A 25216-nucleotide genomic window follows, 5' to 3' on the forward strand; every position below is an offset into this window, starting at 1 on the left:
CGTCAAGACGGCCGAGCAGCGCTCGGCGATCGCCGCCACCGGCGCGGCGATCAACGGTCCGGAGGACAGCCGCCTGATGATCACCGCGACCCCGGACGAGGTCCGCCGGATCCAGGCGCTGGGCTACACCGTGATCAAGGAGGCGCCGCTGGTCGCCCAGCAGGACGTGACGCCGCTGGACTTCCCGCCTGCGGACTCGGGTTACCACAACTTCGCGGAGATGACCGCCGAGATCAACCAGGTGATCGCGGCCAACCCGGGCCTGATCAGCAAGCGGGTGATCGGCCGGTCGTACCAGAATCGCGAGATCTGGGCGTTGAAGATCTCCGACAACGTGGCCACCGACGAGGCCGAGCCGGAGGTGCTGTTCACCCACCACCAGCACGCCCGCGAGCACCTGACCGTCGAGATGGCCATGTACCTGATCCACCTGTTCGTCGAGAGCACCGACGCGCAGGTGCGGAACATGGTCAACAGCCGGGAGATCTGGATCGTGCCGGACCTCAACCCCGACGGCGGCGAGTACGACATCGCCACCGGCTCGTACCGCAGCTGGCGCAAGAACCGGCAGCCGAACTCGGGTTCGACCAACGTCGGCACGGATCTCAACCGCAACTGGGCCTACAACTGGGGCTGCTGCGGCGGATCCTCCGGCAGCACCGGCAGCTCGACCTACCGCGGCCCGGGACCGGAGTCGGCGCCCGAGGTGCGGGTCGTCGCCGACTTCGTGCGCAGCCGGGTGATCGGCGGCACGCAGCAGATCAGGACGCACATCGACTTCCACACCTACAGCGAGCTGATCCTGTGGCCGTACGGCTACACGTTCAACGACACCGGCCCCGGCCTCACCCAGGCCGAGCGCGACACGCACGCCCGGCTGGGCCAGATGATGGCGCAGACCAACGGGTACACCCCGGAGCAGTCGTCGGACCTGTACATCACCGACGGCACCATCAACGACTGGCTGTGGGGCGTCCAGCGGATCTACACCTACACCTTCGAGATGTTCCCGCGCAGCAGCAACCCTGGCTTCTACCCGCCCGACGAGGTGATCAACCGTGAGGTCACCCGCAACCGCGCGGCCGTCCTGATGCTGCTCGACTACTCCGACTGCCCGCGGCGCGTCATCGGCCAGACCTGCGCCGCCTGACCCAACGCCGATCGCCGCCGGCCTCCCGCCGGCGGCGATCGCCTTGCGTGCCTGCTGGCGCTGTGAAAAATTCCAACTGGACTGTATGTACCGCTTCTGAGGAGACGGGATGGCGCGGCAGCCCCGATCGTTGGCCGGCAAGGTGGTCGTGATCACGGGAGGTGGCCGGGGCATCGGGGCGGCCACGGCGTCGGCGCTGACCCGGCTGGGCGCCCGGGTCGCGATCGGGGACCTGGACCTGGACGTGGCCAAGCGGACCGCCGACGGGTTGGGTGACGACGCGATCGCGCTGCCGCTCGACGTGACCGACCGGCCCGGGTTCACCGCGTTCCTCGACGAGGTGGAGAAGCAGCTCGGGCCGATCGACGTACTGATCAACAACGCCGGCATCATGCCGATCGGGCTGCTCGAGGAGGAGTCCGACCGGACCACCCGGCACCAGCTGGAGATAAACCTGCACGCGGTCGTCCACGGCACCCGGGAGGCCGTGCGCCGCATGAAGCCGCGCGGCGCCGGGCACATCGTCAACATCGCATCGGCCGCCGGCAAGGCCGGATTCCCCGGCGTGGCAACGTACTGCGCCACCAAGCACGCGGTCGTCGGCCTGTCCGAGGCGGTCCGCATGGAGCTGCGCGGCACCGGTGTCGAGGTGTCCGTGGTGCTGCCGGCGATCGTCCGGACCGAGCTGACCGCGGGCGTCGAGGAGGCTCGCTTCGTCAAGTCGCTCGTGCCGGAGGACGTCGCCGAGGCCATCGTCGCGGCCCTGCGGCGGCCCCGGTTCGAGGTCTTCGTGCCGAGGTCGCTCGGCCCGATCAACCGCTTCACCCGGCTGCTCCCACGCCGCGCCGGCGAGTGGGTCGCGCACCTGCTCAAGGGCGACCAGGTGCTGATCAACGCCGCGCATTCGGCCGCCCGCAAGGACTACGAGGCCCGCGCCGCGGCCAGCGCGCCGGCCGCAGACAAGGAGGCCGGCGGCTGAAGCCGGAGCGTCTCCTTAGGACAGCCGGTACATGGCGAGGCCGAAGGTGGCCGCGGTGAGCACGGTCGTGCTGCCGGTGTCGGTGGCCTCCAGATCGGAGACCGGGACCAGGGGGAGCCCGGTGCCGGCCTGCGTCCACGTCGCGCCGGTGTCGGTCGAGACGAACACGCCCACGTCGCTTGCCACATAGAGCTTCGTGCGGTCGCGCGGGTCGAGGACGAGGTCGTTGACCGGGGCGTCCGGCAGGTTGCCGGAGATGTCCTGCCAGGACGCGCCGCCGTTGGTGGTGCGGAACACGTGCGCGGCCGGGTCGCCGTTGCGGAAGCCGGAAACCGTGACATAGGCCAGGTTGGCGTCGGTCGGGTCCACCGCCACCTTGGTGATCCACCGGGTGGGCAGGCCGGCGGTGATCTCGGTCCAGGTGCCGCCGGTGTTCCGGGTGATCCACATGCGACCGTCGTCGGTGCCGGCGTAGATGGTGGCCGGGCTGGTGCGGGCCGCGGCCACCGTCGTGATCGTGCCGAACGGGTAGCCGTCGATGCCGCCGGGGCCGCGGGACAGGTCCGGACTGATCACGGTCCAGGACGCCGCGGAGTTGGTCGAGCGGTTGAGCCGGTTGCCGGCGTAGTACATCACCGAGGGGTTGGTCGGGTCGAAGGCGACCGGGGTCAGCCAGTTGCGGCGGTCGGACGTGGTGGCGCCGAAGGAGGTCATGGTGTTGCCACCGTCGGTGGAGCGGCCGCACGAGCCGTTCTGCGAGCAGGCGTAGACCTTGTTCTGGTTGGTCGGATCGATGAGGTTCATCAACCCGTCACCGCCGCGGATCGCGTTCCAGCCCGTGCTGCCCCAGGACCGCACCGAGCCGTTGTCCTGCAGCCCGCCGCTGATCCTCGATATGTCCTGTCTGGACACCGCGACGGTGTAGAACTGGAGATGGGCCTGGGAGGTGGACTTGAACCAGCTTCCAGACAGCGAGCCGTTGGACGACGAGCGGTACACGCCTCCGTCGTTGCCGAGGTAAACCCGATTGGCGGTCAACGGATCCCAGGCCATCGCGTGCTGATCGGCGTGGATCACCATGGAGCGGCGCCAGTTCGCGCCGGCGTCGAGGGACTCGACCATGTTCACGCCGGCGACGAACACGTGGCTGGCGTTGGCCGGGTCGACCCAGATCCGCCCGAACCACCAGCCGAAGGTGGACTGGGAGGCCGACAGCAGGGACGTGTTGGTGATCCTGGTCCAGCCGTCGCCGCCGTTGGTGGAGGTCCAGAAGCCGGCGAAATCGCCGGAGGTGTCGGCGGCGATGGCGTACAACCGGTTGGGGTTGCTGCGGGCCACCGCGATGCCCATCCGGCCGAGGTTGGTGCCGGCCGCGGGCAGCCCGCCGGCCAGTCGCGTCCACGTGGCGCCGCCGTCGGAGCTTCGGTAGATCCCGGAGCCGACCCCGCCGTAGACCCGGCCGTTGGGCTGCCGGCGGTGGTCCCACATGGCCACGTAGATCCGGTTCGGGTTGGTGGGGCTGATCGCCACGTCGACCGCGCCGGTGGTGGGATTGGCGCCGGCCAGCACGAGCTGCCAGGTGGCGCCGCCGTCGGTGGTGCGGTACAGCCCGCGCTGTCCACCCGGGACGAACAGGTTTCCGGCCGCCGCGACGAACAACCGGTTGGAGTTGGCGGGATCGATGGCGATCCGGCCGATCCGGTCGGTGCCGGTCAGCCCGAGCGACTGCCACGTCGCGCCGCTGTCGGTGGACCGGAACACCCCGGCGCCGGGGAACGTCACGCTGCCGCCGCCGGGGTTGGACTCCCCGGTTCCCGCGTAGAGCGTGCCGTTGCCGGTGATCGCCAGCGCGCCGATGGACGGCGTCAGGCTCGGGCTCCAGGCGGGGGAGAACGTGGCGCCCGCGTCGGTGCTGCGCCACACGCCCCCCGTTGCCGCCCCGGCGAACACGGTGTCGGCCTGCGTCGGGTGCGCGACCAGGTCGGTGATCCGGCCGCCGATGTTGGCCGGCCCCAGCGACTGCCACGCCGCCTGGATTCCCGGCGCGGCCTGGATGGCGGTGGCCTGCGCGTGCGCGCTCGCCTCGAGCGCGCCGATGTCCAGCGAGCGGAACGGGTACATCCGCTGCGCGGCCCACCAGTGATCCGCGCCGGCCGGCTCCGGCCCACTGTCCAACTCCGACACCGGACGCGACTGGCCGGCGGTCACATCCCGACTCCCCGGAGCCACGCCGGCCGCCGCGATGCCCGCGGTGGCGACCAGCAGCAATGCCAAAAGAGATCTACCACCGTAGTTCGCCATAATCGAATGCTAGGCAGCCCAAATTTCACCGAATAGCTGCCTTTCGGCCTATTCCGGCGATTGATGGAGCCGCGGTCGGGAGTCCAGAACCCCCAAGGGTTTCCCGGTCCGGCGCAGCGCGCGAGGCAGGGTGAGCGCGGCGATGATCGTGGCCAGGGCGCCGCCCGTGCCGGCGACGACGAACGTGACCGGTGCGCCGGTGGCGTCGAGCAGCAGGCCGCCGCCGACGTAGGACACCGCGGCGGCGACGCCGATCAGGCCGTAGAAGTTGCCGAACACCCGGCCGAGCAGCCGGCCAGGGACCAGGCGCTGCAACAGGGTGTTGCCGGCCACGTCCATCGCCGCGAGGCCGAGACCGCGGACGGTCTGCAGCAGCAACGCCGCCGCCACCGCCCAGGCGACGCCGGTGAGCAGGTTGCCGACACTGCTCACGGCGTATCCCACCAGCAGCAGCACGGTCATCGGCGCCAGCCGGGAGTGCCGGGCCAGCACGACGTATCCGGCCAGCAGCCCGATGCCGACCCCGCCGAGGATCAGGCCGACCGTCCACTCGGGAGCGACCAGCGTGTCCTTGACCAGGTAGACGATCGCGACATCGTCGATGCCGTTGAACATGACGACGGCGCAGAAGGTGAGCGCGATGATCCGGACCGCGGGCACGGAGGCGATGTAGCCGAGCCCGACCCTGGCGTCGGCGAGGAACGGCTGCCTGGCCTCGTCCCCGGTGGTGGCCGGCGGCAGCGAGCGCACCGAGGTCAGCACCAGCGCGGACAGCAGGAACGACGTGGCGTCGACCAGCAGCACGCCCCGCACGCCGAGAATCGGGAACAGCGCCGCCGCGATGAACGGCCCGACCGCCTCCGCACCGTTGGCGCCGAAGCCGATCGTCGAGTTCGCCACCGCCAGATCCTTGCCGGCCACCAGCTCCGGGATCGCCGCGCGGGACGCCGGCTGGAAGGTCTGGCCGATCGTGGACCGGACCGCCACCAGCGCCAGCAGCAGCGGCAGCGGCGGCAGGGCGAGCGCGATGAGCAGCAGCAACGCGCCCTGGGCGAGCTCGCAGACGATCATGACGTGCTTGCGGTTGAACCGGTCACCGATCGCTCCGGTGAGCGGGCTGACCAACGCCGGCGCGAAGTCGCCGACCAGCAGCAGCAACGAGACCGCGAGCGCCGCCCCGGCCGACCCGGCGACGTGGAGCATCAGCGCGACCAGGCTGACCGAGTCGCCGACGAACGACACCACCCGGGAGATCGACAGCGCCCGGAACGCGGGGTTGGCGCGCAGCAACGCGAGCGCGCCATCTCCCCGTTCGGCCATGCACTGACTGTACCGGTGTTGATCAGGGCTTGAGCACGATTTGCCTGTCGTGGCACGGGTTTCCAGGGCGATGTGCGCCCGCGCCGCCTCGGCCGGCGGGAACGGTGCTCCGATCAGCGGGATCAACCGGCCCGCCGCCGGCGCGGTCTCCTCCAGCTTGCGCAGCCGGCCGAGGACCCGCCGGCCGATCGCGGCGCCTGCGGTGATCTCCAGCCGGTACAGGTCCGCTGCGGACAGCGGCAGGATCCGCCCGGAGGACCAGCCGAAGATCAGCAACCGGCCACCGGGCCCGATCAGCTCGAGTGCGTCCCGGCCGAGCCGCCCACCCACGCCGTCCAGCACGATGGTCACCGGGCGGCCGGCCCCCCGCGTACCGCGTCCGTCCACTCCGGATGGTTGTCGTCCACCGCGACGCCGGCCCCGAGCCGGCGCATCGCCGCCACCTTCGCCGGCCCGCCGGCCACGCGGACGCTGACCGCTCCCACGGAGCGCGCCTGTTGGATGAGCAGACAGCCGACGCCGCCGGCGGCCGCGGTCACCAGCACCACGTCCTCGGCGGTGAGCCGGGCCACGACCCGTTTGCCGAGCCAGCGCCCGGCAACGCCGTCGCCGAGCTCGTCCACGACACCGGCCACCCCCCGGCCGGGCGTCGTCGGCAGCGTCGGCAGCGAAACGGGCCGCCGTGTACGCCCGTGCGGATGGTGGTGTCGGGCAGGTGGACCCCGGCGGACGAGACCGCGACCCGGACCTGGTCGGGTCCGGGCCGCGGATCGTCGGTCTCCGCGCAGCGGAGGTTGCCGGCGGGCCCGAACGCGTACTGGACGATCGCACGCACGGCGCCGAACCTGGAACCTCCAGCTAGCTAGAGGTCAACCTCCTCACAGTCCATTGCGGATCGCCGTGATCAGCTCACCGTTGCTGGTGTCGCCGGACAGCTCCCAGAAGAACGCGCCGCCGAGACCCTCGTTGCGCGTGTAGGTCATCTTCCCGGAGATCGTGCTCGGCGTGTCGTAGCTCCACCACTGGCCGCCGCAGAAGGCGTACGCCGTGCCGGCCACCGTGCCGTTCGCCGGGCAGCGGCCCTTGAGCACCTTGTAGTCCTCGATGCCCTGCTCGAACGTGCCGGGCGCCGGCCCGCTCGCCGAGCCGCCTGGCGTGCTCTGCGTGACGCCGGTCCAGCCACGCCCGTAGAACCCGATGCCCAGCAACAACTTGCTCGCCGGGACGCCCTTGGTCTTGAGCTTCTGGATCGCCGCGTCGGCGTTGAAGCCCTGCTGCGGGATGCCGGTGTAGGAGGTCAGCGGCGAGTGCGGGGCGGTCGGGCCCTGCGCCGCCCATGCGCCGAAGAAGTCGTACGTCATCACGTTGTACCAGTTGACGTACTGCGCCGCGCCGGCGTAGTCGGCCGCGTCGATCTTCCCGCCGCTGCTGGCGTCCGCGGTGATCGCCGCGGTGATCAGGGCGCTCGATCCGAACCGGGACCGCAGCGCCGACATCAGGTTGCGGAACGCCGCCGGCCCGCTGGTGTCGCAGGACAGCCCGCAGGCGTTCGGGTACTCCCAGTCGATGTCGATGCCGTCGAACACGTCCGCCCAGCGCGGGTCCTCGACCAGCCGGAAGCACGACTCGGCGAACGCCGCCGGGTTGGCCGCGGCCTGCCCGAAGCCGCCCGACCAGGTCCACCCGCCGAACGAGAACAGCACCCGCAGGTTCGGGTACATCCGCTTGAGCTTGCGCAGCTGGTTGAAGTTCCCGCGCAGCGCCCCGGCGTCCCAGGTGTCCGTCGTGCCGTCCACACTCTCCGCCGGCCCGTAGAACCGGTCGTAGTCGGCATAGCTGTCGCCAATGGCGCACTGCCCGTTGGTCACGTTGCCGAACGCGTAGTTGATGTGCGTCAGCTTGCCCGCCGACCCGCTGGTGTGGATGTTCTTGACGTGATAGCCACGCTGGTAGACACCCCACTGCACGAAGTAGCCCAGGTTCTTGCGCCCACCCACGGGCGGCGGCTGGCTCGTGGTGGTGGTGGTGGTCGTCGTCGTGGTGGGCCGGGTTGTCGTTGTTGTCGTCGTGGTGGTCGTCGGCGGCGTGCCCGTCGCGTCGCACGACCCGCCGTTGAGCGTGCAGTTGGTCGGCGGCGAGTACGCGCCTGAGTAGGTGACGTTGAACCCGAAGCTCGCCGAGCCGCCCGGCGCCAGGTTCCCGTTCCACGTATTGTTCACCGTCACCCGCTGCCCGCTCACCGTGTAACTTCCGTCCCACAGCGAGCCGATCCGGTGACCGGTCGGCAGCGTGAACTCCACCCGCCAGGTCGCGAGCGTCGTCGACCCACCGTTCACGATCGTGTACTTGCCTTCATAGCCAGTCCCCCAGTCGGAGGACTTGCTGAAGGTCGCACTCACGCCGTTCGCCGCCGAGGCGGTCCGATTGGCCGGCGCAACCACAATCCCGAAGATCACAAGCAGGGTCACTGCGAAGATGGCAGGCAGGTGCCATCGGATGCGAGACATCGTTGTCGTCTCCTTGCAGGGGCAGGGGTCAGCAGCCTGGAGTCCCGAGTGCACGACAGGACGTTCACCCGTACGCACCGAATATGTGGTCTAGACCACTCCGCTGTCAAGGTCTAGACCAGCCCTCACCCAAAAGGAGCAACCCCCACCTACGCACCGTCACAAACCCGCGCCCCCCGCCGACCATTCCCTCCCTTCCCACCCCGCTGTCCACAACACTCCACTTATCCACACCCCATCCCCAATCAAGATCAACTATCCGTCTCCCTCGATACAATGGGAGCGGGGCCGGCCCCCGTGGTGTGGTGGGGGCTGGGTAGGGGTGGGAAGCGGAGATCAACTGCGGGGGAGATCGACTTCGAGGGAAGATCAAGTGTCGGGAAGATCCATTGTGGGGAAGATCCACTGTGGGCAGCGCCGTGCGGCGCCGGCCGGGGTGCCCCGCCGGAGCCGTGGTGGCCCGCCCCGCGGAGCCCGTGGGGGCGCAACTCGGCCATGCGAATGCGTCACACGGCTACCTGAGCGCGAGACCGCCCGGTTCCCGACTCCGGCCCAGTGGGTCTTGCGTTCCGGTAGGCGTGTGACGCACTGGTGTAGCCGTGTGACGCGTATCCGGCCGATCTTGCCGGAGCCAGACCGGCCGGGTGTCCCTGGTGGCCGGAGGGCTGGTTAGCGGGCGGTGGGGCCGGGGATGTGGTGGAGGTAGGCGCCGGGCCAGGGGATGGTGTCGCGTTGCGGGGTTTGGGGACGGGCGGGGACGAAGTTGGCCGCGTCGTCGATGCTGCCGGTGCCGTCGTAGCGGGCCTGGAGGGGGTAGGGGAAGACGGGGCGGGTGCGGGTGATGTTGCCCGCCTCGTCAAGGCCGGTGGCGATGATGCGGTCGGGGGCGGTGCCGTGCTCGACCCACGCGACCAGCTCGCGGATCGGGTCGAACGAGGTCAGCCGGGTGCCGCCGCCGCAGTGCTGGATGTCGGGGATCATGAACAGCCGCGCGAACTCGGCCGTGGCGCGCGGGCCGCCGTTGTGGGCGACGAGCCGGGCGTGGTAGTCGAGGGTGGACGCGGGCGGGATCGCCGAGTCGGCCCAGCCGTGCCACATGATCAGCTTGCCGCCGGCGCGCCGGAACGGGCGCAGGTCCAGGCCCAGGGCGTTGGCCTTGAAGCCCTCGGCGGTGAGGCGGTGCAGCTCGGCCGTGGTGAAGCGGAAGTCGGCCAGCGATGAGTGCGGGGAGCCGATCGGGTAACCCACGTAGCGCAGGTAGTTGTCGGCGAGCACGCCGGCGAAGGAGTCCGGGCCGAGCTCGGGCGCCGGGATGATCCACGCGTTCCAGGCGAGCTCGGAACCGAACGGCTCCGAGCCGGGGTAGAGCCGGTTGCCGCGCGCGTCGGTCGGGCCGGCGTACAGCTTGCGGGCGACCGCCACCTGCGCGGCCGTCAGGCAGCCGGGCGCGTCGGCGCCGGGGCACCGCACGGCACCGGGGTCGAAACGGCACAGCCGCGGCTCCTCGAGCTGGCCGTCGACCAGCCCGTCGAGCCCGTCACATGCGGCGAGCACGGCGTCGTGCAGGACGGGTAGCTTGGCGGCGGTGAGGATCGGCGAGCCGTCCGCGCCGATGTTCGACCGGGCGATCCAGGTGAGGTAGACGCCGAGCAGCGGCCCGAAGTAGTTGGCCGGGGCGCCGGCGATGATGCCGTCGAAGTCGGTCGGGTACCGCTGGGCGAGCAGCAGCGCCTCGCGGCCGCCGTTGGAGCAGCCGCTGAAGTACGCGTGCCGCGGCGGGGATCCGTAGAACGCGGCGATGATCCGCTTGGCGGCCACGGACAGCACGTGCGGCGCGCGGAAGAAGTAGTCGTCCCGGGCGGCCCGGTCGTCCGCCGCCCACTGCCCGTCGCCGACCGGTTCGAACCCCCCGCCCCGGCCGACGTGGCCGTCGTCGGTGGCGGCGACGGCGAAGTCGCCGGCTTCCCGGCCGCAGTCGGGGAACGGCGTCGGGAAGATCACCCCGCACAACCCGCCGCAGCCGTACTGCAGGTAGTTGCCGGCATAGCCGTCGACCGGAAGGCGCAGCTGGAACCGCACCGCCGGTTCGATGACGCCACGTACGTCGCAGTGCGCCGGCTCGGCCCCGGCCGGCACCACCTTCGCCTCGGTCACCCGGGTGGCCGCGCCGGGAATGTCGAAGTCGCGCACCAGGTCGGCACAGTCGATCACCGGCCGGAGCACCGAGCCGGCCGCGGCCACCCCCGCGCCGGGCACGAGCGCGGCCGCCGTCACCGCACCGAGCATCGCGAGCAGAATTCGTTGGCGCATCAGCAAAACCCCCAAGCTTCCAGATTCGAGCCGAGTCTAGCCGGACCGTGACTCGACCAACACCTCGATTCCGTCCAGCACCCGCTGCAGGCCGAACTCGAAGGCGTGCTCCGGGTTGTACGCCGCGCCGTGCGCCTGGCCGGCCGCGGTGCCGACCCTGGCGGCGGTGGGGTAGCGCCGGCCGTCCATGATCCGCTCGAGGAACGGGGCGTGGGCGTACCACCACTGCTCGTCGGTCACGCCGGTGCTCTGCTCGGCGGCCGCCGCCTCCATCGCGCCGCGCGCCGCGCCGTGCACGTAGCCGGAGACCAGGGTGAGCACGGAGTCCATCTCCACGTCGGTCAGCCCGATGCCGTCGATCGCGCGCAGCTCGTAGTCGTACTTGGCGATCGCGTTCGGCCCGAGCACCGGCCGGCTGACGGCCACCTGAAGCAGCCACGGGTGCCGCTGGTAGAGCGCGCGGTTCTCCCTGGCGATCAGCTCGAGCCGGGCGCGCCAGCCGCCCGGCACGTCCTCGGGCATGGCCAGCTCGCCGTAGACGGTGTCCACCATGACGTCGAGCAGCTCGGCCTTGCCCGGCACGTAGGTGTACAGCGACATGGTCCCGACGCCGAGCCGCTCGGCGACCCGGCGCATCGACAGCGCGGACAGTCCCGCGGTGTCGGCGACCTCGATCGCGGCGCGCACGATCACGTCGACGTTGAGGTCGGGCTTGCCCTTGCGGCTGGTCCGCTCCCTGGTCCGCCAGAGCAGGGCGAGGCTGCGGGCCGGGTCTCCGCTTCCGCTGTATTCCGTCGTCATCGCGCCCCGAGCCTACCCAAGGGCGTACCGTAATATGTACGGTACATTGTACGATAGAGGGAGCGTGATGACTTCCACTCAGCTCGCGGTCCTCGCCGAGGGCCTGCGCAAGGGCTACGGGGACACGACCGCGCTGGACGGGTTCGACCTCGCCGTGCCGGCCGGCACCGTGTGCGGGCTGCTCGGGCCGAACGGCGCCGGCAAGACCACGGCGGTGCGGATCCTGGCCACGCTGCTGCGGCCGGACGCCGGTGTCGCGGTGGTCGCCGGGCTCGACGTGGTCCGGCAGGCCAGGCAGGTGCGGCGGCGGATCGGTCTGGTCGGGCAGCACGCCGCGGTCGAGGAGGCGCTGTCCGGACGGCAGAACCTGGAGCTGTTCGGCCGGCTCTACCACCTCGACGCGGCCGCGGCGGCCCGCAGGGCCGGCGAGCTGCTCGAGGAGTTCGGCCTCGCCGACACCGGGCGCCGGGCGGTCGGCACCTACTCGGGCGGCCTGCGCCGGCGGCTCGACCTGGCCGCGAGCATGATCCTCGCACCGCGGGTGCTGTTCCTCGACGAGCCGACCACCGGGCTGGATCCGCGTGGCCGCAACGAGGTCTGGGCGGCGGTCCGGTCGCTGGTGGCCGGCGGCACCACAGTCCTGCTGACCACGCAGTACCTGGACGAGGCCGACCGGCTCGCCGGCCGGATCGCGGTGATCGACCGGGGCCGGGTGATCGCCGAGGGCACGCCGGACGAGCTGAAGTCGCGGATCGGCGGCGACCGCATCGACGTGGTCCTGCGCGACGGCGCCGCCCTGCCGGCCGCCGCCGGGATCATCGGGCGGATCTGCCGGGTGGCGCCGGACGTCGACCCCGACACCCGCCGGATCAGTGCCCCGGTGCGAGAGCGGATGTCCACCTTGGGAGCAGTGCTCTCGGAGTTGAGCGCCGCGCACATCGAAGCCGAGGACGTCGCGCTGCGCCGGCCGACGCTCGACGAGGCGTTCCTGCACATCACCGGAACGGGAGGAGTGGCCGCCTGATGCGTTGGGCCGTTGTGGACAGTTGGACGATCGCCCGGCGCGACTTCGCGCGCTGGGCCCGCCAGCCGGGGCCGGTGGTCGTGTCCCTGCTGTTCCCGGTGCTGATCGTGCTGATGTTCGGCTACCTGTTCGGCGGGGCCATGGCGGTGCCCGGCGGGGGCGGGTACCGCGAGTTCCTCATGCCGGGGATGTTCGCCATGACCATGCTGTTCGGCATCGAGACGACCATGCTCGCGGTCAGCACCGACGCGGCGCGCGGGGTCACCGACCGGTTCCGGTCGATGCCGATGGCGCCGTCCGCGGTGGTCGCCGGGCGCAGCATCGCCGACCTGGTCAACTCCGCGGCCGGGCTGGCCATCATGATCGGCTGCGGGCTGCTGATCGGCTGGCGGGCGCACGGCACGGCGGGCGAGACGCTCGTGGCGATCGGGCTGCTGTTGCTGCTGCGGTTCGCGGTGCTCTGGGTCGGCATCTACCTCGGGCTCGTGGTCAGCGGTCCGGAATGGGTCGCCGCGGTCCAGATTCTCGTGTGGCCGGTGAGTTTCCTGGCCAGCACGTTCGTGCCGCCGGACACGATGCCGGGCTGGCTCGGCGCCGTCGCCGAGTGGAACCCGCTGTCGCCGACCGTGTCCGCGCTGCGCGAGCTGTTCGGCAACCCGGGCGCCGGCGGCGACTCCTGGGTCTCGCGGCACAGCCTGCTGATGGCTATCGTCTGGCCGGTGGTGATCCTTGCCGTGTTCCTGCCGCTGTCCGTGCGCCGTTACCAGCGGCTGGGCCGGTGATGCGGCGGGGCGTCGTCGCCGGGACGGTCGCCGGTGTGGTCAGCGGCGCACCGTCCACAGTGCACGCTCTGGTGACCGGCGGCGATCCGTTCGCCGCCACCGCCGCCGCGGGATCGTTGGTGCTGCGCACCGAGCGGCGGCCGCGGTTGATCGCGGCCGCCGTCGGTGTGCACTTCGCCGTGTCGATCGGTTGGGGGGTGGTGCTGGCCGCGGTGCTGCCGCGGCGGCACACCACGGCCTGGGGAGCGGTTGCCGGCCTTGCCATCGCCGCGCTGGATCTCGGGCTGGTCGGCCGGCGCTTCCCGATGATCAGGGCGCTCCCCGTGGCGCCGCAGGTGGCCGATCACGTCCTCTACGGCGCCGTCGTCGGAGCGGTCCTGGCTAGTGGCCGCGGCTCACCGGGTCCACCCTGGCGAACGTGAGCAGGTCGACCATCGTGAAGTTGCCGGCGGTCCGGCCGGGCAACGTGGGCCGCCAGCCCGGGTTGACCGACAGGTACGACGTCGGGTCGAGCTGCAACAGTCCGATGAAGACCTCGCCGGCCAGGCGCGCACCGACGCCGGCCAGCGCGATCCCGTCGTTGAGGAACTTGGCCTCGCGCAGGATGTAGTACCACAGCGGGGTGCTGCTCTCCAGGCCGACGCCGAACTGCCGCAGCTCGGGGAAGACGTCCGCGCCGAGCACCGGAACCCCCATGGCGGCGGCGATCCGCTGGCCCGAGGGGATGCCCCAGGTCAGGTGCCGCAGCAGGTTGCGCACCGGCAGCGAGGTCGGCGGATCACCGGACGGGATGGTCGGCAGCGGCAGGTTGAGCAGCGGGGTGGAGATGCTGGTGTCGAGCCGCTTGTTCGGACGCACGTGCTGCGTGTGGGCGCCGCCGAAGTTGAAGAAGGTCTCCCACCCGATGAACCGCCGCGGCGCCCGGGTGAAGCCGCGCAGGTCCACCGGATCGGTCTGGCCTGCACCGCGTGGGTCGAAGATGAACCCGAAGAAGGCTGGGGGTCCGGACTCCGGCGGTCCGCCGGGGTTGCCGAACCGGTTCGCGCGGTAGGACGGGCGGACCATGCTGTGTCCCATCCGGTACACGGCGCCCTGGAACTCCACCGGCATGAAGTGCTGGCCCGCCGCCGGCCGGTAGAACCTGCGGCCGTGCGCCAGGATGTCCTGCACGATGCCGAACGTGATGATCTGCGGCAGGAACTCGTTGACGATGATCCACTGGTAGTGCCAGGTGACCAGCCGCCGGGCCTCGTTGAAGACCTGGTCGGCCGGCACGCCCTGGCTGCGCACGTGATCCACGACGCGGTTGTGGAACAGCAGGAACGCCGCGTGCAATCCGGAGATCATCAGGTTCTCGTCGTTGCGCGGGTCGGCGATGATCGCCACCCCGTCCGACCGGCGCGGCACGTCCTCGAACAGCCCGCCGCTCTCCACCCGGAACTTGACGCGGTCGTTCGGGTCGTAGAACTGCGGGGTGGCGGTGGGTCCGCCGCCGTAGACCGAGTCGAGCGACAGGGTCGGGTTGCGGGTGTTGCGGGATGTCTCGGGGTTGACCGGCACACCGAGGGGCGAGGTCTCGTCGAAGGTGAAGTCGTGGTCGATGAACTGGCCGAGGAACGTGGTTCCCGCGGTGTGGAAGGGGTTGTCCACATTGTTCGGGCTCAGCTCCGGGTTGGTGATCAGCCGGATCGGACCTTCCTGCAACGGATCCCGGGCGTCCATGAGCCCGCCCGGCCGGCCGAGCTCGGTCAGCGCGGCGCGCACCGCGGCGGTGGCCGGTGCGAATGGCGGCAACTGCGGGAACATCCGGCCGAAGAACGCCGGAGAGGTCGCACTGACGCTCGCCGGTTCCGCGAGTGCGATTCCCGAATGCACGGTCACGGCGGTGGCGGCGCCGGCCGCGGTTACTCCGCCGAGAAAACCGCGCCTGCTCAGATTTGCTCGCGAGTGTTTTTCGCCATGTCTCACGTCGTCCTCCGTGATCGACTTTGCGGGGCAGGGTTTCTCTTTCGTGAGCATTTCCCGCTGAACGGGAAAGTCTTCGGATTGCGCAAGTCCCCTAGGGATCCACCAGGCCGTGCTCGCGGGCAAGGGCCAGGGCGTCGAGCCGGTTCCGCGCGCCGAGCTTGGAGAACAGCTGCCGCTGCTCGCTCTGCACGGTCTTGACCGCGATGCCGAGCGCCTGCGCGGTCTGCCGGACCGAGTGGCCGAGCGCGACCGAGGCCAGGATGTCCCGCTCCCGGCGGGTGAGGCTGGGCGGTCGCGCCGCGGTCAGCGCGCCGGCCAGCATGGCCCGCACCACCTCCTCGGATGCGACCAGGTAGCCGGCCTTGACCAGCGAGATCACCGCCGGCAGCCGCTCGGCCAGCTGATCGTCGGTGAGCACCGCCCGTGCGCCGTGCACCAGCGCGTCGGCGACCGCGGCGCGGCCGCCGTGCTCCCGCCCGATCACCACGACCGTGTCGTCCGCCGGCGAACCGGTGCGCCACGTGCTGTCCACCGGGTCGACCAGCACGCTCACCCCGGACCTGGCCGCCTTCCGGTTGCCGGCCAGGATCCGGGCGACCTCCTCGCGCAGCGGTCCGGAGTGGCCGCGCACCGGCCGTGTCGCCCTGCCGTTTCCTCGGGTGCGCAACAGCCCGAGCCGACCCACCTCCGCGGCGGCCTGGGTGCGGCTGCGCACGTCGAGCTTGGCGAAGATCCGTCGCTTGTGGCTGGTCACCGTGTTCGGGCTGATCTCAAGCGCCTGCGCGATGTCCGCGGCCGAGCACCCGGCGGTGATCAGGGCCAGGATCTCCAGCTCCCGCTCGCTTAGCCCGCCCCTCGGTCCGGCCACCTCCGCGGTCCCACCCAACGCCGCCTCCAGCGCCGAAAGCCCGAACCGGCTGCTGACCAGCCGGTGTGCTCCCGCCCGGTACAGCCGCAACAGGCTGCGCGGATCCAACCCCTGGTGCAGCCCGACCACCTGCGGCACGGACCGCACCCCGCGTAACTCGCTGATCAGCGCCAGCTCCTCGGCCGCCGCCTCCGCCGACCCGACCTGCACCACCGCCACGTCCGGCGACTGCAGCCCACACAGCCGCACCAGCGCCGCCCCGCTGGCCACCGCACCCTCAACCTCGTACCCCGGCAACGAGTCCACCCAACTCGCCAGCGACTCCCGCAGCAGCGCGTCCACTACCCGCAGAACCACCCTGCGCGGACCCCGACCCGACATCGCACTGGCGCTCCCCTCCAAAATTGGAAGGAGTCAAACCTAGCCGCGCTCCCTCAAGAGGTCTAGACCACTGGGGGTAATCTGCACCCGCTGCCCATACCCCAAACGCCCCCCAAACTCAACTCCCTCTCACCCCTATCCCCCGACTTGTCCACACTCCATCCACTTGTCCACAGCCCACCCAAAGTTGATCTTCCAACGCCGAAACCCGGATAAACTGCCCACGAACCCCCCTCCCCACCCCAGACGGGGTGGGGGCTGGGCTGATTAGGGCCCGATTGGGGCTGATTGGGAAAGTGAGGGGAATTCCGGTGCCGGGCGGGTGTCCCGGCCCGGCGTGTCTCGCGTTCCGGTGGCCGGGTTCGGCGTTGGCGCAGCCGTGTGACGCTTTCCCGTGGCCGACTTTGCCAGGGTTCTGCCCGAAGGGGCTGAGTCGGGAAAGGTCATTGAGTTCGACCGGGGGTGGGGATCCGGCGTCCGATGTGCTCTGAGAGTTGGGCTCAGCAGGGCGGGCGGACGGGGCGGTCGATGAGGTCGAGGGCGTGGGACACCATGCGGCGTAGGCCGCCGGAGTGCTGGGTGCTGAACTGGCCCCACTCCATGCTGATCACGGACGCGCTGCCGTCGTCGTAGATGAAGAGGCCGACCTGCACCGCGAAGGATGCGTAGGTTCCCCACATCTGGACCCGGCTGGTGGGGCGGAGTCGCCAGGTCCAGGCGTCGCCCAGCAGTTCCAACTCCGGGAAGCGCTCGATGGCTTCTGCCGGTTCAATACTGGTCACGAACCAATTAGGACCGGTCGCGAGTTGTGACCACAAGTGGGGGTCCTCCTTGGGGGTGAGACGCAGGCACGACTACACCGGATCGTAAGGTGTGGAACGTGGCCGTCACCGCAGCTACGCCGCGCACGCGCGCGCTCGCCGCTGCGCTGCGGCGGGAGCTGGACGCGTCCCAAATGGGCATTCGGGAGATCGCCCGGGTGCTCGGCCGGTCACACACCACCATTTCGCAATGGCAGAACGGCAAGCGCGTCCCCAGCCCGGACGACGTCTCCGCGCTGCTCGCGGTGATCGGGGTGACGGGAAAGCGCCGCACCGAGATCCTCAACCTGGCCCGGCACGCCGCCGAACCGAACTGGCTGGCGGTGGGAGTGCCCGGCGTGTCCCAGGGACTCGCCGGCGTCATCGAATGCGAGCGCACGGCGATCGAGATCGTCGAATGGTCTCCGCTCGTCGTCCTCGGCCTGTTGCAGACCTCCGACTACGCTCGTTCGATCCTGGCCAGCGGTGGCACGCTTGCCCGCCACGAGGTCGAGGAGCGGGTTCAGCTGCGGCTGGCCCGCCAGGTCGCACTGACGGACCGCAAGCCCGCCCCGGTCGAGTTGGTCGCGTTGATCGGCGAGCCCGCGCTGCGCCAGGTGATCGGTGGGCGAGACCTGATGATCGCGCAACTGCGCCACGTGCTCTGGGCAACGGAGCTGCCGACCGTCACCGTCCAGGTGGTACCGATCGGCGAGGGCTGGCATCCGGGATTGATGGGACCGTTCGCCTTGTACAACTATGATCGCTCACCATCGATCGTCCACCTGGAACACCACCGGTCGAGCGCCTTCCTCTACGAGGAGGGGGACGTGACCGCCTACAAGGTCGCGTCCGCCACCGTGCGTCGAGCGGCGCTCAGCACCGGGGACTCCGTCGCGTTCATAGCCAAGGTGATCAACGAAATGGAGAGACAGGAATGACAGCACCCCGGTGGCGCAAGAGCAGCTTCAGCGGAGAGGACTCCAGCTGTGTCGAGCTTGCGAGCACGTTGGACGCCGTGCGGGATTCCAAGAGCCCCAACCTGGTGCTGTCGTTCGCCGGACTCCGGGAGTTCGTTCGTGCCGTGAAGGCGGGCCGGATCGGCTAGCCGGGGCCGCACGAGTCGGCGCGGGACGGCTTGTGTACCCCGATAGGCTGCCAGAAGCCTGCTACCTAGGGGAATTCGGGGGAAGACACAGCCGTGACACATCGCTACTCATGGAACATGAGGTTCCGGCGCGCCGGCCGGCGCATTGCCCTGCTCGCGATCGCATCGTTGGCCCTGACCGGGTGCGGTCTGCTCGGCGGCGAGTCGTCGCCATCCGGATCGGGCGAGGCGCAGGTGTCCGAGATCAAGGTGGCCGTGCTGCCGACCATGGACACGGTGCCGCTGCACCTGGCCATCGAGTCCGGCTACTTCCGGCAGGAGGGGCTGGACGTCAAGCCGATCACCGCGGCGAGCGGCTCGGACTGCGTCACGAAGCTCGTCAACGGTGAGGTCCAGTTCGCGTTCTCCAGCTGGACGCCGTTCTTCGTGGCCAAGGCGAAGCAGGCGGCCGACATCAAGCTGGTGGCCGACGCGACCGCGGCCGTGCCGGGGTACGCGGTCGTCGCCACGATGCCCAACTCGCCGATCACGAGCATCGGCCAACTGTCCGGCAAGAAGGTCGCGGTCACCGCCCGGCTCACCATCTCCCACCTGCTGGTGTTGACGCAGCTCAAGTCCAATGGCGTCGACCCGAGCACGGTCACCTTCGTCGAGCTGCCGTTCCCGCAGATGGCCGAGCGGCTGTCCAAGGGGGAGATCGACGCGGCGTTCCTGGTCGAGCCGTTCATCCAGCAGGCCGTCAAGCAGGTCGGCGCCCGCACGCTGTTCGACGCCACGGCCGGACGCGCGTCCGACATCCCGCTCACCGGCTACGGCGCCAGGGCCGACTTCGTCGACGGCAACCGGGCCACGGTGGAGAAGTTCCAGCGGGTGCTCAAGCGGGCCACCGACGAGGTCCGCTCCGACCGGGCCAAGGTCGACCCGCTGCTGGAGAAGATCGCCAAGGTGGACGCCGAGACCGCGCGCAAGACCGTGCTGACCGACTTCGTGTCCACCCTCGACCCGGCGCAGATCCAGCGGGTCGTCGACCTGATGGTGGAGTTCAAGGCGCTGGACCAGCGGATCGAGGTCGCCGAGATGGTGATCCGCCCGCAGGCCTAGCGCGTGTTCGAAAGTGCGCTGGGGTCGGCCGATCTTTGGCTAGGGCGGCCGTCGTCAGCCAACCACGCCACGCCGCCCCACCACTCACACCGGCCCGCAACCCCCAGAGCAACCCAACCCCCGGCCGCTCGCCGAAGGCGACCGGCGGCCCTGCCCGAGCTATCAACACGGCCTAGGGGTACGCCCGCCGCATGGCCACGTCGACGAACCGGTCGCCGTCGAACGCCAGCCGCGCGCCGTCGCAGTGCGCAAGCGGCCGGCCCCAGGATCCGTGGTCGGCGTCCGGCAGGCACGCCACGAGAGCCGGCTCGATGGCACCGCCGTGCGAGATGATCAGGGCGGACGCGCCGTCGGGCACCGCGAGCACGGTCCGGCGCCAGATGCCCGCGTGCGTCCTGGCGACCGCGGCCAGCCCGCGGCCGGCGGCGACCAGCTTGGCGTACTGGGTGTAGGGCGCCGGCCACCGCCACTGGTCGTGGTGCCCGACCTCGCCCGGCACGTAGCCCGACGGCATCTCCACGGTGTCGTCGACGGCGAAACCCATGGCAAGGGCGGTCTCCAAGGTGCGGGGTGCGGTGCTGGTCAGCACCACGGCGAAGGGTCCGAGCCGGGCACCCACCCGCAGCGCGAGATCGACGCCGGCCGCCGACAGGTGCGACCCCCTGCCCCGCGCGGCCCCCTTCTTGGTCAGCGAGTGCCGGTAAACCTCCAACCAGCGCATGACATCAGGGTCATCGGCCTGTCAAGATCGCACTCGTGCCCGTCGCCGTCACCACGACCGGCCTGGCGCTCGTCGAGCACGAGTTCCAGGTCCCGCTGGATCACCTGCACCCGGAAGGCGAACGGATCACCGTGTTCGCCCGCGAGGTGGCCGACCCCGACGGGCGCGACCGCCCGTTCCTGGTCTTCCTGCAGGGCGGGCCGGGTCACGAGGCCCCGCGCCCCACCCGCAACCCGACCGCGCCCGCCTGGCTCGACCGGGCGCTCGCCGACTACCGGGTGCTGATGCTCGACCAGCGCGGCACCGGCCGGTCCAGCCCGATCGGCGACCTGGCCGGCAAGACCCCGCGCGAGCAGGCCGACTACCTCACCCACTTCCGCGCCGACGCGATCGTGGCCGACGCCGAGCTCATCCGCGCCGAGCTGGGCGTGTCCTCGTGGAGCGTGCTCGGCCAGTCGTTCGGCGGGTTCTGCGTGCTCACCTACCTGTCCAAAGCGCCGCACGGGCTGCGGCAGGCGTTCTTCACCGGCGGCCTGCCTCCGGTCGGAACGCACATCGACGACGTCTACCGGGCCACGTACGCGCGGACGCTCAACCGGGTGTCCCGGTACTACTCCCGGTACCCGGGCGACCGCGAGCGGGTCCGCGAGCTGCACGCCTGGCTCGAGGCCGAGGACGTGCGGCTGCCCAGCGGGGACCGGCTCACCGGCCGCCGCCTGCGCCAGCTCGGTGACCTGCTCGGCATGAGCGACGGCGCCGACCGGCTGCACTACCTGCTCGAGCTGCCCGCCGGGTCCCCCGCGTTCCGCCACGACATGGACGTCGCGCTGCCGTTCTCGCGCAACCCGCTCTACGCCGTGCTGCACGAGGCATGCTGGGCCGACGGCCACCTCACCCAGTGGTCCGCCGAGCGCATGCTGCCACCCGAGTACGGGTCCGACGTCACGCTGCTGACCGGCGAGCACGTCTACCCGTGGATGTTCGACGACTACGCCGCGCTGGCGCCGTTGCGGGAGGCCGCGCACCTGCTCGCCGACCACCCCTGGCCGCCGCTCTACGACCCGGAAGTGTTGCGGCACAACGAGATCCCCGCCGCCGCCGCGGTCTACGCCGAGGACCCCTACGTCGAAAGCAACTTGTCCATGCACACCGCCGGCCTGGTGCGCGGCCTACACCCCTGGCTCACCAACGAATACGACCACAACGGCCTGCGCGCCGCCGGCGGCCGGATCCTCGACCGCCTCATCGCAATGGCCACCGGCCGCGCCTGAATGGCCTCTATCATCTGCTCCCATGCACCCCACCGAGGACGCCCCGGCGATGGTGGTGGAGCGGTACAAGTACATTCTCCAGCAGATCCATGTGGTAAACGAGAACGTCTACCGCTTCTTCGCGATATTCCAAACCCTCGCCACCGCGATCACCACGGTCGCGCTCGCCCTGTTCGTCGGCTATTCCAAGTGGGGCATCGACCCCGCCACCGCCCGCACCGGCGTCCGCGGCCTGCTCCTCCTCATCACGATCATCGCCGGCTTCACCGTGCTCCTCGTCGTCGCCGGCATCCTCTCCTGGCTGGACTACCGCCGCGAAGAATGTGAGCTGGCCGCGAGATACGTCTCGACCGACTTCCGCCCCGCCCCCCGCCTCCGCAACTTCTACCGCTGGTACGAGACCTACATCATCCTGTTCATCATCGCCGCCGCGGTGCTTCTCTGGATCCTCGGCGAAACCCTCGTCATCCCCCGGATCAGGTAATGACCCTCCGCGAGATCCTCGACTCCGCCAACCCTCGCGACGCCGCCAACATCGCCTGGCTCGTCGACCACGCCGCCGCCAAACTGATCCTCGTCCGCGACACCTTCCCCGACTACACCCTCCACGACCGCCAGCACTCCGAGAACGTCGTCACGCTGATGGAGCGCTTGCTGGGCCCCGACATCGAGAAGGTCACCCCGCTCGAAGCGGCCATGCTGATCCTCGCCGCCTACTTCCACGACATCGGCATGGTCTACCACCCCGACGAGCTGACCGAGCTGATCAAAGAGCAGGACTTCCAGGACTTTCTCAACGACAACCCCACCGCCTACCTCCGCGCCCGCCAGGCCGACGAGCCGCCGAACGACGTCATCCTGCAGTACTGCCGCACCCGCCATGCCGCCCGTGCCCGAGAGCACCTGCACCGGATCGGTTCCGGCAAGCTGTCCTGGGAAGGCGTCGCGATCACCGAGGCCATGGCCACCCTGTGCCAAAGCCACGGCCGGCCCTTGGCGGACCTCCGGTCCGAGAAGTTCCCCACGGCATTCCTTGCCTCCTGCGACCTCCGGATGTGCGCGATCCTGCTGCGCCTGGCCGACATCCTCGACTTCGACGACACCAGGTCGCCGGCGGCGATCTACGAGCACCTGCGCCTCGCCGGATCCGAAGGAGCCCGTGCGCTCAGCGATGTCGAGTGGTCCAAACACCTGGCCTCCAGCGGGTTCCGGTTCCCACCCACGAGGACTCCCAACTACGCCCTCACCGTCCTGGCAAGCCCTCGCCTGCCCGCCGTGGAGAACGCGATCCGCAGGTTCCTCGACCTGGTCGACGAGGAGCTGCGCGGCTGCCGCATTCTCCTCGACTTCTGCGACGAGCGATGGAGGTCCATGGCCCTACCCGGCAGCGTCGACCGAACCGGCATCCAGAGCGACGGCTACCTTTACGGCGACTACAAGTTCACCCTCGACCGCCACGCGGTGCTGAATCTCTTCATGGGCGACAGGCTCTACGCCGACCCGTACGTATTCATCCGGGAGCTGCTGCAGAACGCCATCGACGCCTGCCGCCTGAACGTCTACCTGCACGACGCCGATCCGGACTCGATGGAGGTGCGCGTCTCGGCCTGGGAGGACGACGCCGGCAACTACTGGCTCCGGGTCGACGACACCGGCGTCGGCATGGACCGTGAGATCGTCGAGAAGTATTTCCTCGGCGTCGGCCGCTCCTACTACAACTCGGACGAACTCCAGGCAGACGTCCTGCGAAAGAACAAGCCACAACAGAAGTTCGTCGCCATCAGCCGGTTCGGCATCGGCGTCCTCTCCTCGTTCATCGTCGGCGACCGCATCGAAGTGTCGACCCGCCGACGCCGTCCGGACGGCCGGCTCGCCGACCCACTGCGCCTGTCCCTGGACAGCGTCGACGACTTCTTCGTGATCCGCGAAAAGCCGATGGCCGTGTGTGAGCGGTTTCCGAGCAGGAGCGGCGGGGAACCCGGCTACCGTGGCGTCGCCGGCACCAGCGTTGCCATCCGGATCAACCCGACGAGATCCGATGTCGCACTGGAGAAGCTTCTCGAGCGGGCCCGAAACTACTTCTTCTTCCCACCGGTCCGGGTCTACCTCGACGACGTCGAGCAGCCCGGCCGCGGAATCGCCGAACTGGACACACCCATCGTGGACGGCGCCACGCGCCACCCCGTCACCGGTCGCCATCGGGACGAGCAGCACGCGAACCTGCTGGCGACGACCGAGCTGTCCGTCGTCGTCCTCCCCATGAACCTGACGGCCGGCTCGCCCACTCCCGCGGTCCGCGGCCAGTTGGTGGGTATCACGACCGAGGCGACCGGATCGGCCAGCCTTCTTCCCGCCATTCCGGCGGAACTGCGGGAGCGGTTGTCCGATTCCCTTGCTCGCTCATTGGATCGGTGCATCATCGATCGCCGGACGTCGGTGCTCCTCCGCGGCGACGGCAGCGTCCTGGTCGAGCTGCGGGTCGGGTGCCGGCGCTCCGTGCTGGACGAGCTGCGCAACCGGCTCGGAGGCTGGGAGTTTCAACGCCAGTTCGGATATCTCGACACCCGTTGGGAAGTCGTCGACCTGACCGGTTATTACCGGTTCACGCTGCCGGAGCTCGTCGGCGAGGCGGCGGAGAGCCTACGACGCCGCATTTGGCTGGGACACAACGGAATCGGCGTTCCGCCCCATGCCGGGTCACGGGAGTCCGTATGGGGGCCGGCCAACCCGGGTCTGTTGAGCGAGGGCAGGCCCATCGTCCTTGGCCGGGTAGGCCTGTTCGACGAGTTGCGGCCGGACGTGCCCGTTTCGCGGGACACCCTCCGCGGGCTCTCCTTCGAAGTCCAATCGGCCCTGCACTTGGCCGTCCGGCGCGCCGCGAACGCCTATCTCGGTACCAGGGAGCACGATCTCGCCATGAAGATCGCGAACGCGGATCTGCTGATCGCACGGCCCCCGGCCGGGGTTACCGCGGCGCAGATCGACGGTGATCCGCTCGCGGGACAATGGCGGACCGAGAAGCTCATCCCGCTGGGAGATGATCTGCTCGGCGTCGAGGAGGTGCGCGGGCTGGCGCGGGACGGTTCCGTCACGCTGACGCTGCCGGCGTGGTCAGGCTTCTACGACACCATGTGCCGTAGTCTGGTCGAGTCGGAGCTGGACATCGAGATCCTGCCCAAGTCCAAAGTGGATACCCGCGAACCACGGGCATATCAGGTGATCGTGCGTAGCGCCGATCGGCCGACCCGGCCACGCGGTCTCTCCGCGCTGGCGCCCTTCGCGGCGGTGCCCTACCCTTCGTCGGAAGTCCTGATACAGAGCGGATTCCCGGCCAACCTGCGGCATCCCGTCGTGGCCTGGTTCGCCGAACGGGCCACGATGCTGGCCGCCGAGTATCCGGCGATCTTCGCTCAACTCGGGCGAGCCATCGCGTTCGCCGCCGACGGCCTCGGCGCCAAGAGCCAGCTGAACAGCATCGCCCATCAGCTCAACGCCACCCTGGATCGGATCCGCCGGTCCGTGCCGGATGCGCCGGCGGCACTGCACACCGAGATCTATGTGGATCAGGACAAGGCGTTGCGGTCGCGGCCATAGGTGGGATCGGGCGAGAATCGCGGGCGTGTGGATCGGCGTGCTGGGGCCGGTGGAGGTGCGGGCGGCCGGTGGGGAGCCCGTGACCCCGGGTGGGTGCGGCTGCGGGCGGTGCTGGCCATGCTGGCGCTTGAGGTTGGCCGGGTGGTCCGCTCCACGGGGGGCGACCCGACGGCCAGTCTACCGGCGGAAACCGGGGTGGAGATCAACTTCGGGGTGGGTGTGGACAGGCG

21 protein-coding genes and 1 pseudogene are annotated in these 25216 nt (G+C 70.2%); 11 read left to right on the forward strand and 11 right to left on the reverse strand.

Annotated elements, in window-relative coordinates:
• Together VGX25_RS30670 and VGX25_RS30675 are read left to right on the forward strand one after the other, a co-directional pair.
• Window positions 1-1150, forward strand: a 1150-nt coding sequence (locus VGX25_RS30670) for a M14 family metallopeptidase (RefSeq protein WP_326921435.1), incomplete at its 5' end; no start/stop codon positions are given.
• Window positions 1151-1259: 109 nt separating this feature from the next.
• Complete coding sequence (locus tag VGX25_RS30675) at window positions 1260-2129, forward strand: SDR family oxidoreductase (protein ID WP_326921436.1); 870 nt, start codon at window positions 1260-1262, stop codon at window positions 2127-2129.
• A gap of 15 nt (window positions 2130-2144) precedes the next feature.
• Here VGX25_RS30675 and VGX25_RS30680 read toward each other — a convergent pair whose 3' ends face one another.
• The 6 genes from VGX25_RS30680 to VGX25_RS30705 all read right to left on the reverse strand — a co-directional run bounded on the left by VGX25_RS30680 (window position 2145) and on the right by VGX25_RS30705 (window position 11368).
• A complete protein-coding gene (locus VGX25_RS30680; protein WP_326921437.1) occupies window positions 2145-4430 on the reverse strand; it encodes a WD40/YVTN/BNR-like repeat-containing protein in 2286 nt (761 codons plus the stop codon).
• A 48-nt stretch (window positions 4431-4478) separates the two neighbouring features.
• Window positions 4479-6101, reverse strand: coding sequence for an MFS transporter (locus VGX25_RS30685; protein WP_326921438.1), 1623 nt, complete (start codon window positions 6099-6101; stop codon window positions 4479-4481).
• Entirely contained in the window at window positions 6098-6373 is a 276-nt protein-coding gene (locus tag VGX25_RS30690) for a hypothetical protein (protein ID WP_326921439.1), read from the reverse strand. The genes VGX25_RS30685 and VGX25_RS30690 overlap by 4 nt, the downstream gene beginning before the upstream one ends.
• A 255-nt stretch (window positions 6374-6628) precedes the next feature.
• On the reverse strand, window positions 6629-8257 hold the full coding sequence (locus VGX25_RS30695) for a glycosyl hydrolase family 18 protein (protein WP_326921440.1): 1629 nt from the start codon (window positions 8255-8257) through the stop codon (window positions 6629-6631).
• Between the two features lie 669 nt (window positions 8258-8926).
• Entirely contained in the window at window positions 8927-10567 is a 1641-nt protein-coding gene (locus tag VGX25_RS30700) for a tannase/feruloyl esterase family alpha/beta hydrolase (RefSeq protein WP_326921441.1), read from the reverse strand.
• Window positions 10568-10603: 36 nt separating this feature from the next.
• On the reverse strand, window positions 10604-11368 hold the full coding sequence (locus VGX25_RS30705) for a TetR/AcrR family transcriptional regulator (protein ID WP_326921442.1): 765 nt from the start codon (window positions 11366-11368) through the stop codon (window positions 10604-10606).
• Between the two features lie 67 nt (window positions 11369-11435).
• Between VGX25_RS30705 and VGX25_RS30710 the strand changes: the two genes are divergently transcribed.
• From VGX25_RS30710 to VGX25_RS30720, 3 genes are read left to right on the forward strand one after another with little or no spacing between them, the layout of a single operon-like run.
• Window positions 11436-12392, forward strand: coding sequence for an ATP-binding cassette domain-containing protein (locus tag VGX25_RS30710; protein ID WP_326921443.1), 957 nt, complete (start codon window positions 11436-11438; stop codon window positions 12390-12392).
• A complete protein-coding gene (locus VGX25_RS30715; RefSeq protein WP_326921444.1) occupies window positions 12392-13174 on the forward strand; it encodes an ABC transporter permease in 783 nt (260 codons plus the stop codon). Before VGX25_RS30710 ends, VGX25_RS30715 begins: the two co-directional genes overlap by 1 nt.
• On the forward strand, window positions 13174-13596 hold the full coding sequence (locus VGX25_RS30720) for a hypothetical protein (protein ID WP_326921455.1): 423 nt from the start codon (window positions 13174-13176) through the stop codon (window positions 13594-13596). Before VGX25_RS30715 ends, VGX25_RS30720 begins: the two co-directional genes overlap by 1 nt.
• Here VGX25_RS30720 and VGX25_RS30725 read toward each other — a convergent pair.
• The 4 genes and pseudogenes from VGX25_RS30725 to VGX25_RS30735 form a co-directional block, all read right to left on the reverse strand.
• Window positions 13556-14968 (reverse strand): heme peroxidase family protein, encoded by a 1413-nt coding sequence (locus VGX25_RS30725; protein WP_326921445.1) that lies wholly within the window; start codon window positions 14966-14968, stop codon window positions 13556-13558. The two genes, VGX25_RS30720 and VGX25_RS30725, sit on opposite strands and share 41 nt — an antisense overlap.
• A gap of 69 nt (window positions 14969-15037) precedes the next feature.
• Window positions 15038-15193 (reverse strand): annotated as a pseudogene (locus tag VGX25_RS35845) (twin-arginine translocation signal domain-containing protein); the annotation flags it as partial.
• Between the two features lie 40 nt (window positions 15194-15233).
• Window positions 15234-16367 (reverse strand): LuxR C-terminal-related transcriptional regulator, encoded by a 1134-nt coding sequence (locus VGX25_RS30730; RefSeq protein ID WP_326921446.1) that lies wholly within the window; start codon window positions 16365-16367, stop codon window positions 15234-15236.
• A 524-nt stretch (window positions 16368-16891) separates the two neighbouring features.
• Entirely contained in the window at window positions 16892-17173 is a 282-nt protein-coding gene (locus VGX25_RS30735) for a hypothetical protein (RefSeq protein ID WP_326921447.1), read from the reverse strand.
• A gap of 98 nt (window positions 17174-17271) precedes the next feature.
• On the opposite strand from VGX25_RS30735, the gene VGX25_RS30740 reads away from it, so the two are divergent.
• The 3 genes from VGX25_RS30740 (at window position 17272) to VGX25_RS30750 (ending at window position 19400) form a co-directional block, all read left to right on the forward strand.
• Window positions 17272-18132 carry a helix-turn-helix transcriptional regulator gene (locus VGX25_RS30740; RefSeq protein ID WP_326921448.1) on the forward strand — a complete coding sequence of 287 codons (861 nt, stop codon included), beginning with the start codon at window positions 17272-17274 and terminating at the stop codon, window positions 18130-18132.
• The gene (locus VGX25_RS30745; protein WP_326921449.1) at window positions 18129-18299 is read left to right on the forward strand and encodes a DUF397 domain-containing protein; all 171 of its coding nucleotides are present in this window, start codon (window positions 18129-18131) and stop codon (window positions 18297-18299) included. Before VGX25_RS30740 ends, VGX25_RS30745 begins: the two co-directional genes overlap by 4 nt.
• A 117-nt stretch (window positions 18300-18416) precedes the next feature.
• Entirely contained in the window at window positions 18417-19400 is a 984-nt protein-coding gene (locus VGX25_RS30750; RefSeq protein WP_326921450.1) for an ABC transporter substrate-binding protein, read from the forward strand.
• A 172-nt stretch (window positions 19401-19572) separates the two neighbouring features.
• On the opposite strand, the gene VGX25_RS30755 is transcribed toward VGX25_RS30750, so the two are convergent.
• Window positions 19573-20121, reverse strand: a complete 549-nt coding sequence (locus tag VGX25_RS30755) for a phosphoglycerate mutase family protein (protein WP_326921451.1) — start codon at window positions 20119-20121, stop codon at window positions 19573-19575.
• Window positions 20122-20156: 35 nt separating this feature from the next.
• Between VGX25_RS30755 and VGX25_RS30760 the strand changes: the two genes are divergently transcribed.
• From VGX25_RS30760 to VGX25_RS30770, 3 genes are read left to right on the forward strand one after another with little or no spacing between them, the layout of a single operon-like run.
• Window positions 20157-21392, forward strand: coding sequence for an alpha/beta fold hydrolase (locus VGX25_RS30760; RefSeq protein WP_326921452.1), 1236 nt, complete (start codon window positions 20157-20159; stop codon window positions 21390-21392).
• Between the two features lie 22 nt (window positions 21393-21414).
• A complete protein-coding gene (locus VGX25_RS30765) occupies window positions 21415-21876 on the forward strand; it encodes a hypothetical protein (protein WP_326921453.1) in 462 nt (153 codons plus the stop codon).
• The gene (locus VGX25_RS30770; protein WP_326921454.1) at window positions 21876-24986 is read left to right on the forward strand and encodes an HD domain-containing protein; all 3111 of its coding nucleotides are present in this window, start codon (window positions 21876-21878) and stop codon (window positions 24984-24986) included. The genes VGX25_RS30765 and VGX25_RS30770 overlap by 1 nt, the downstream gene beginning before the upstream one ends.
• Window positions 24987-25216 lie beyond the last annotated feature (230 nt).

The organism is Actinophytocola sp. (genome assembly GCF_035942955.1).
In the GTDB taxonomy this organism is placed as follows: Bacteria; Actinomycetota; Actinomycetes; order Mycobacteriales; family Pseudonocardiaceae; genus DASYTH01.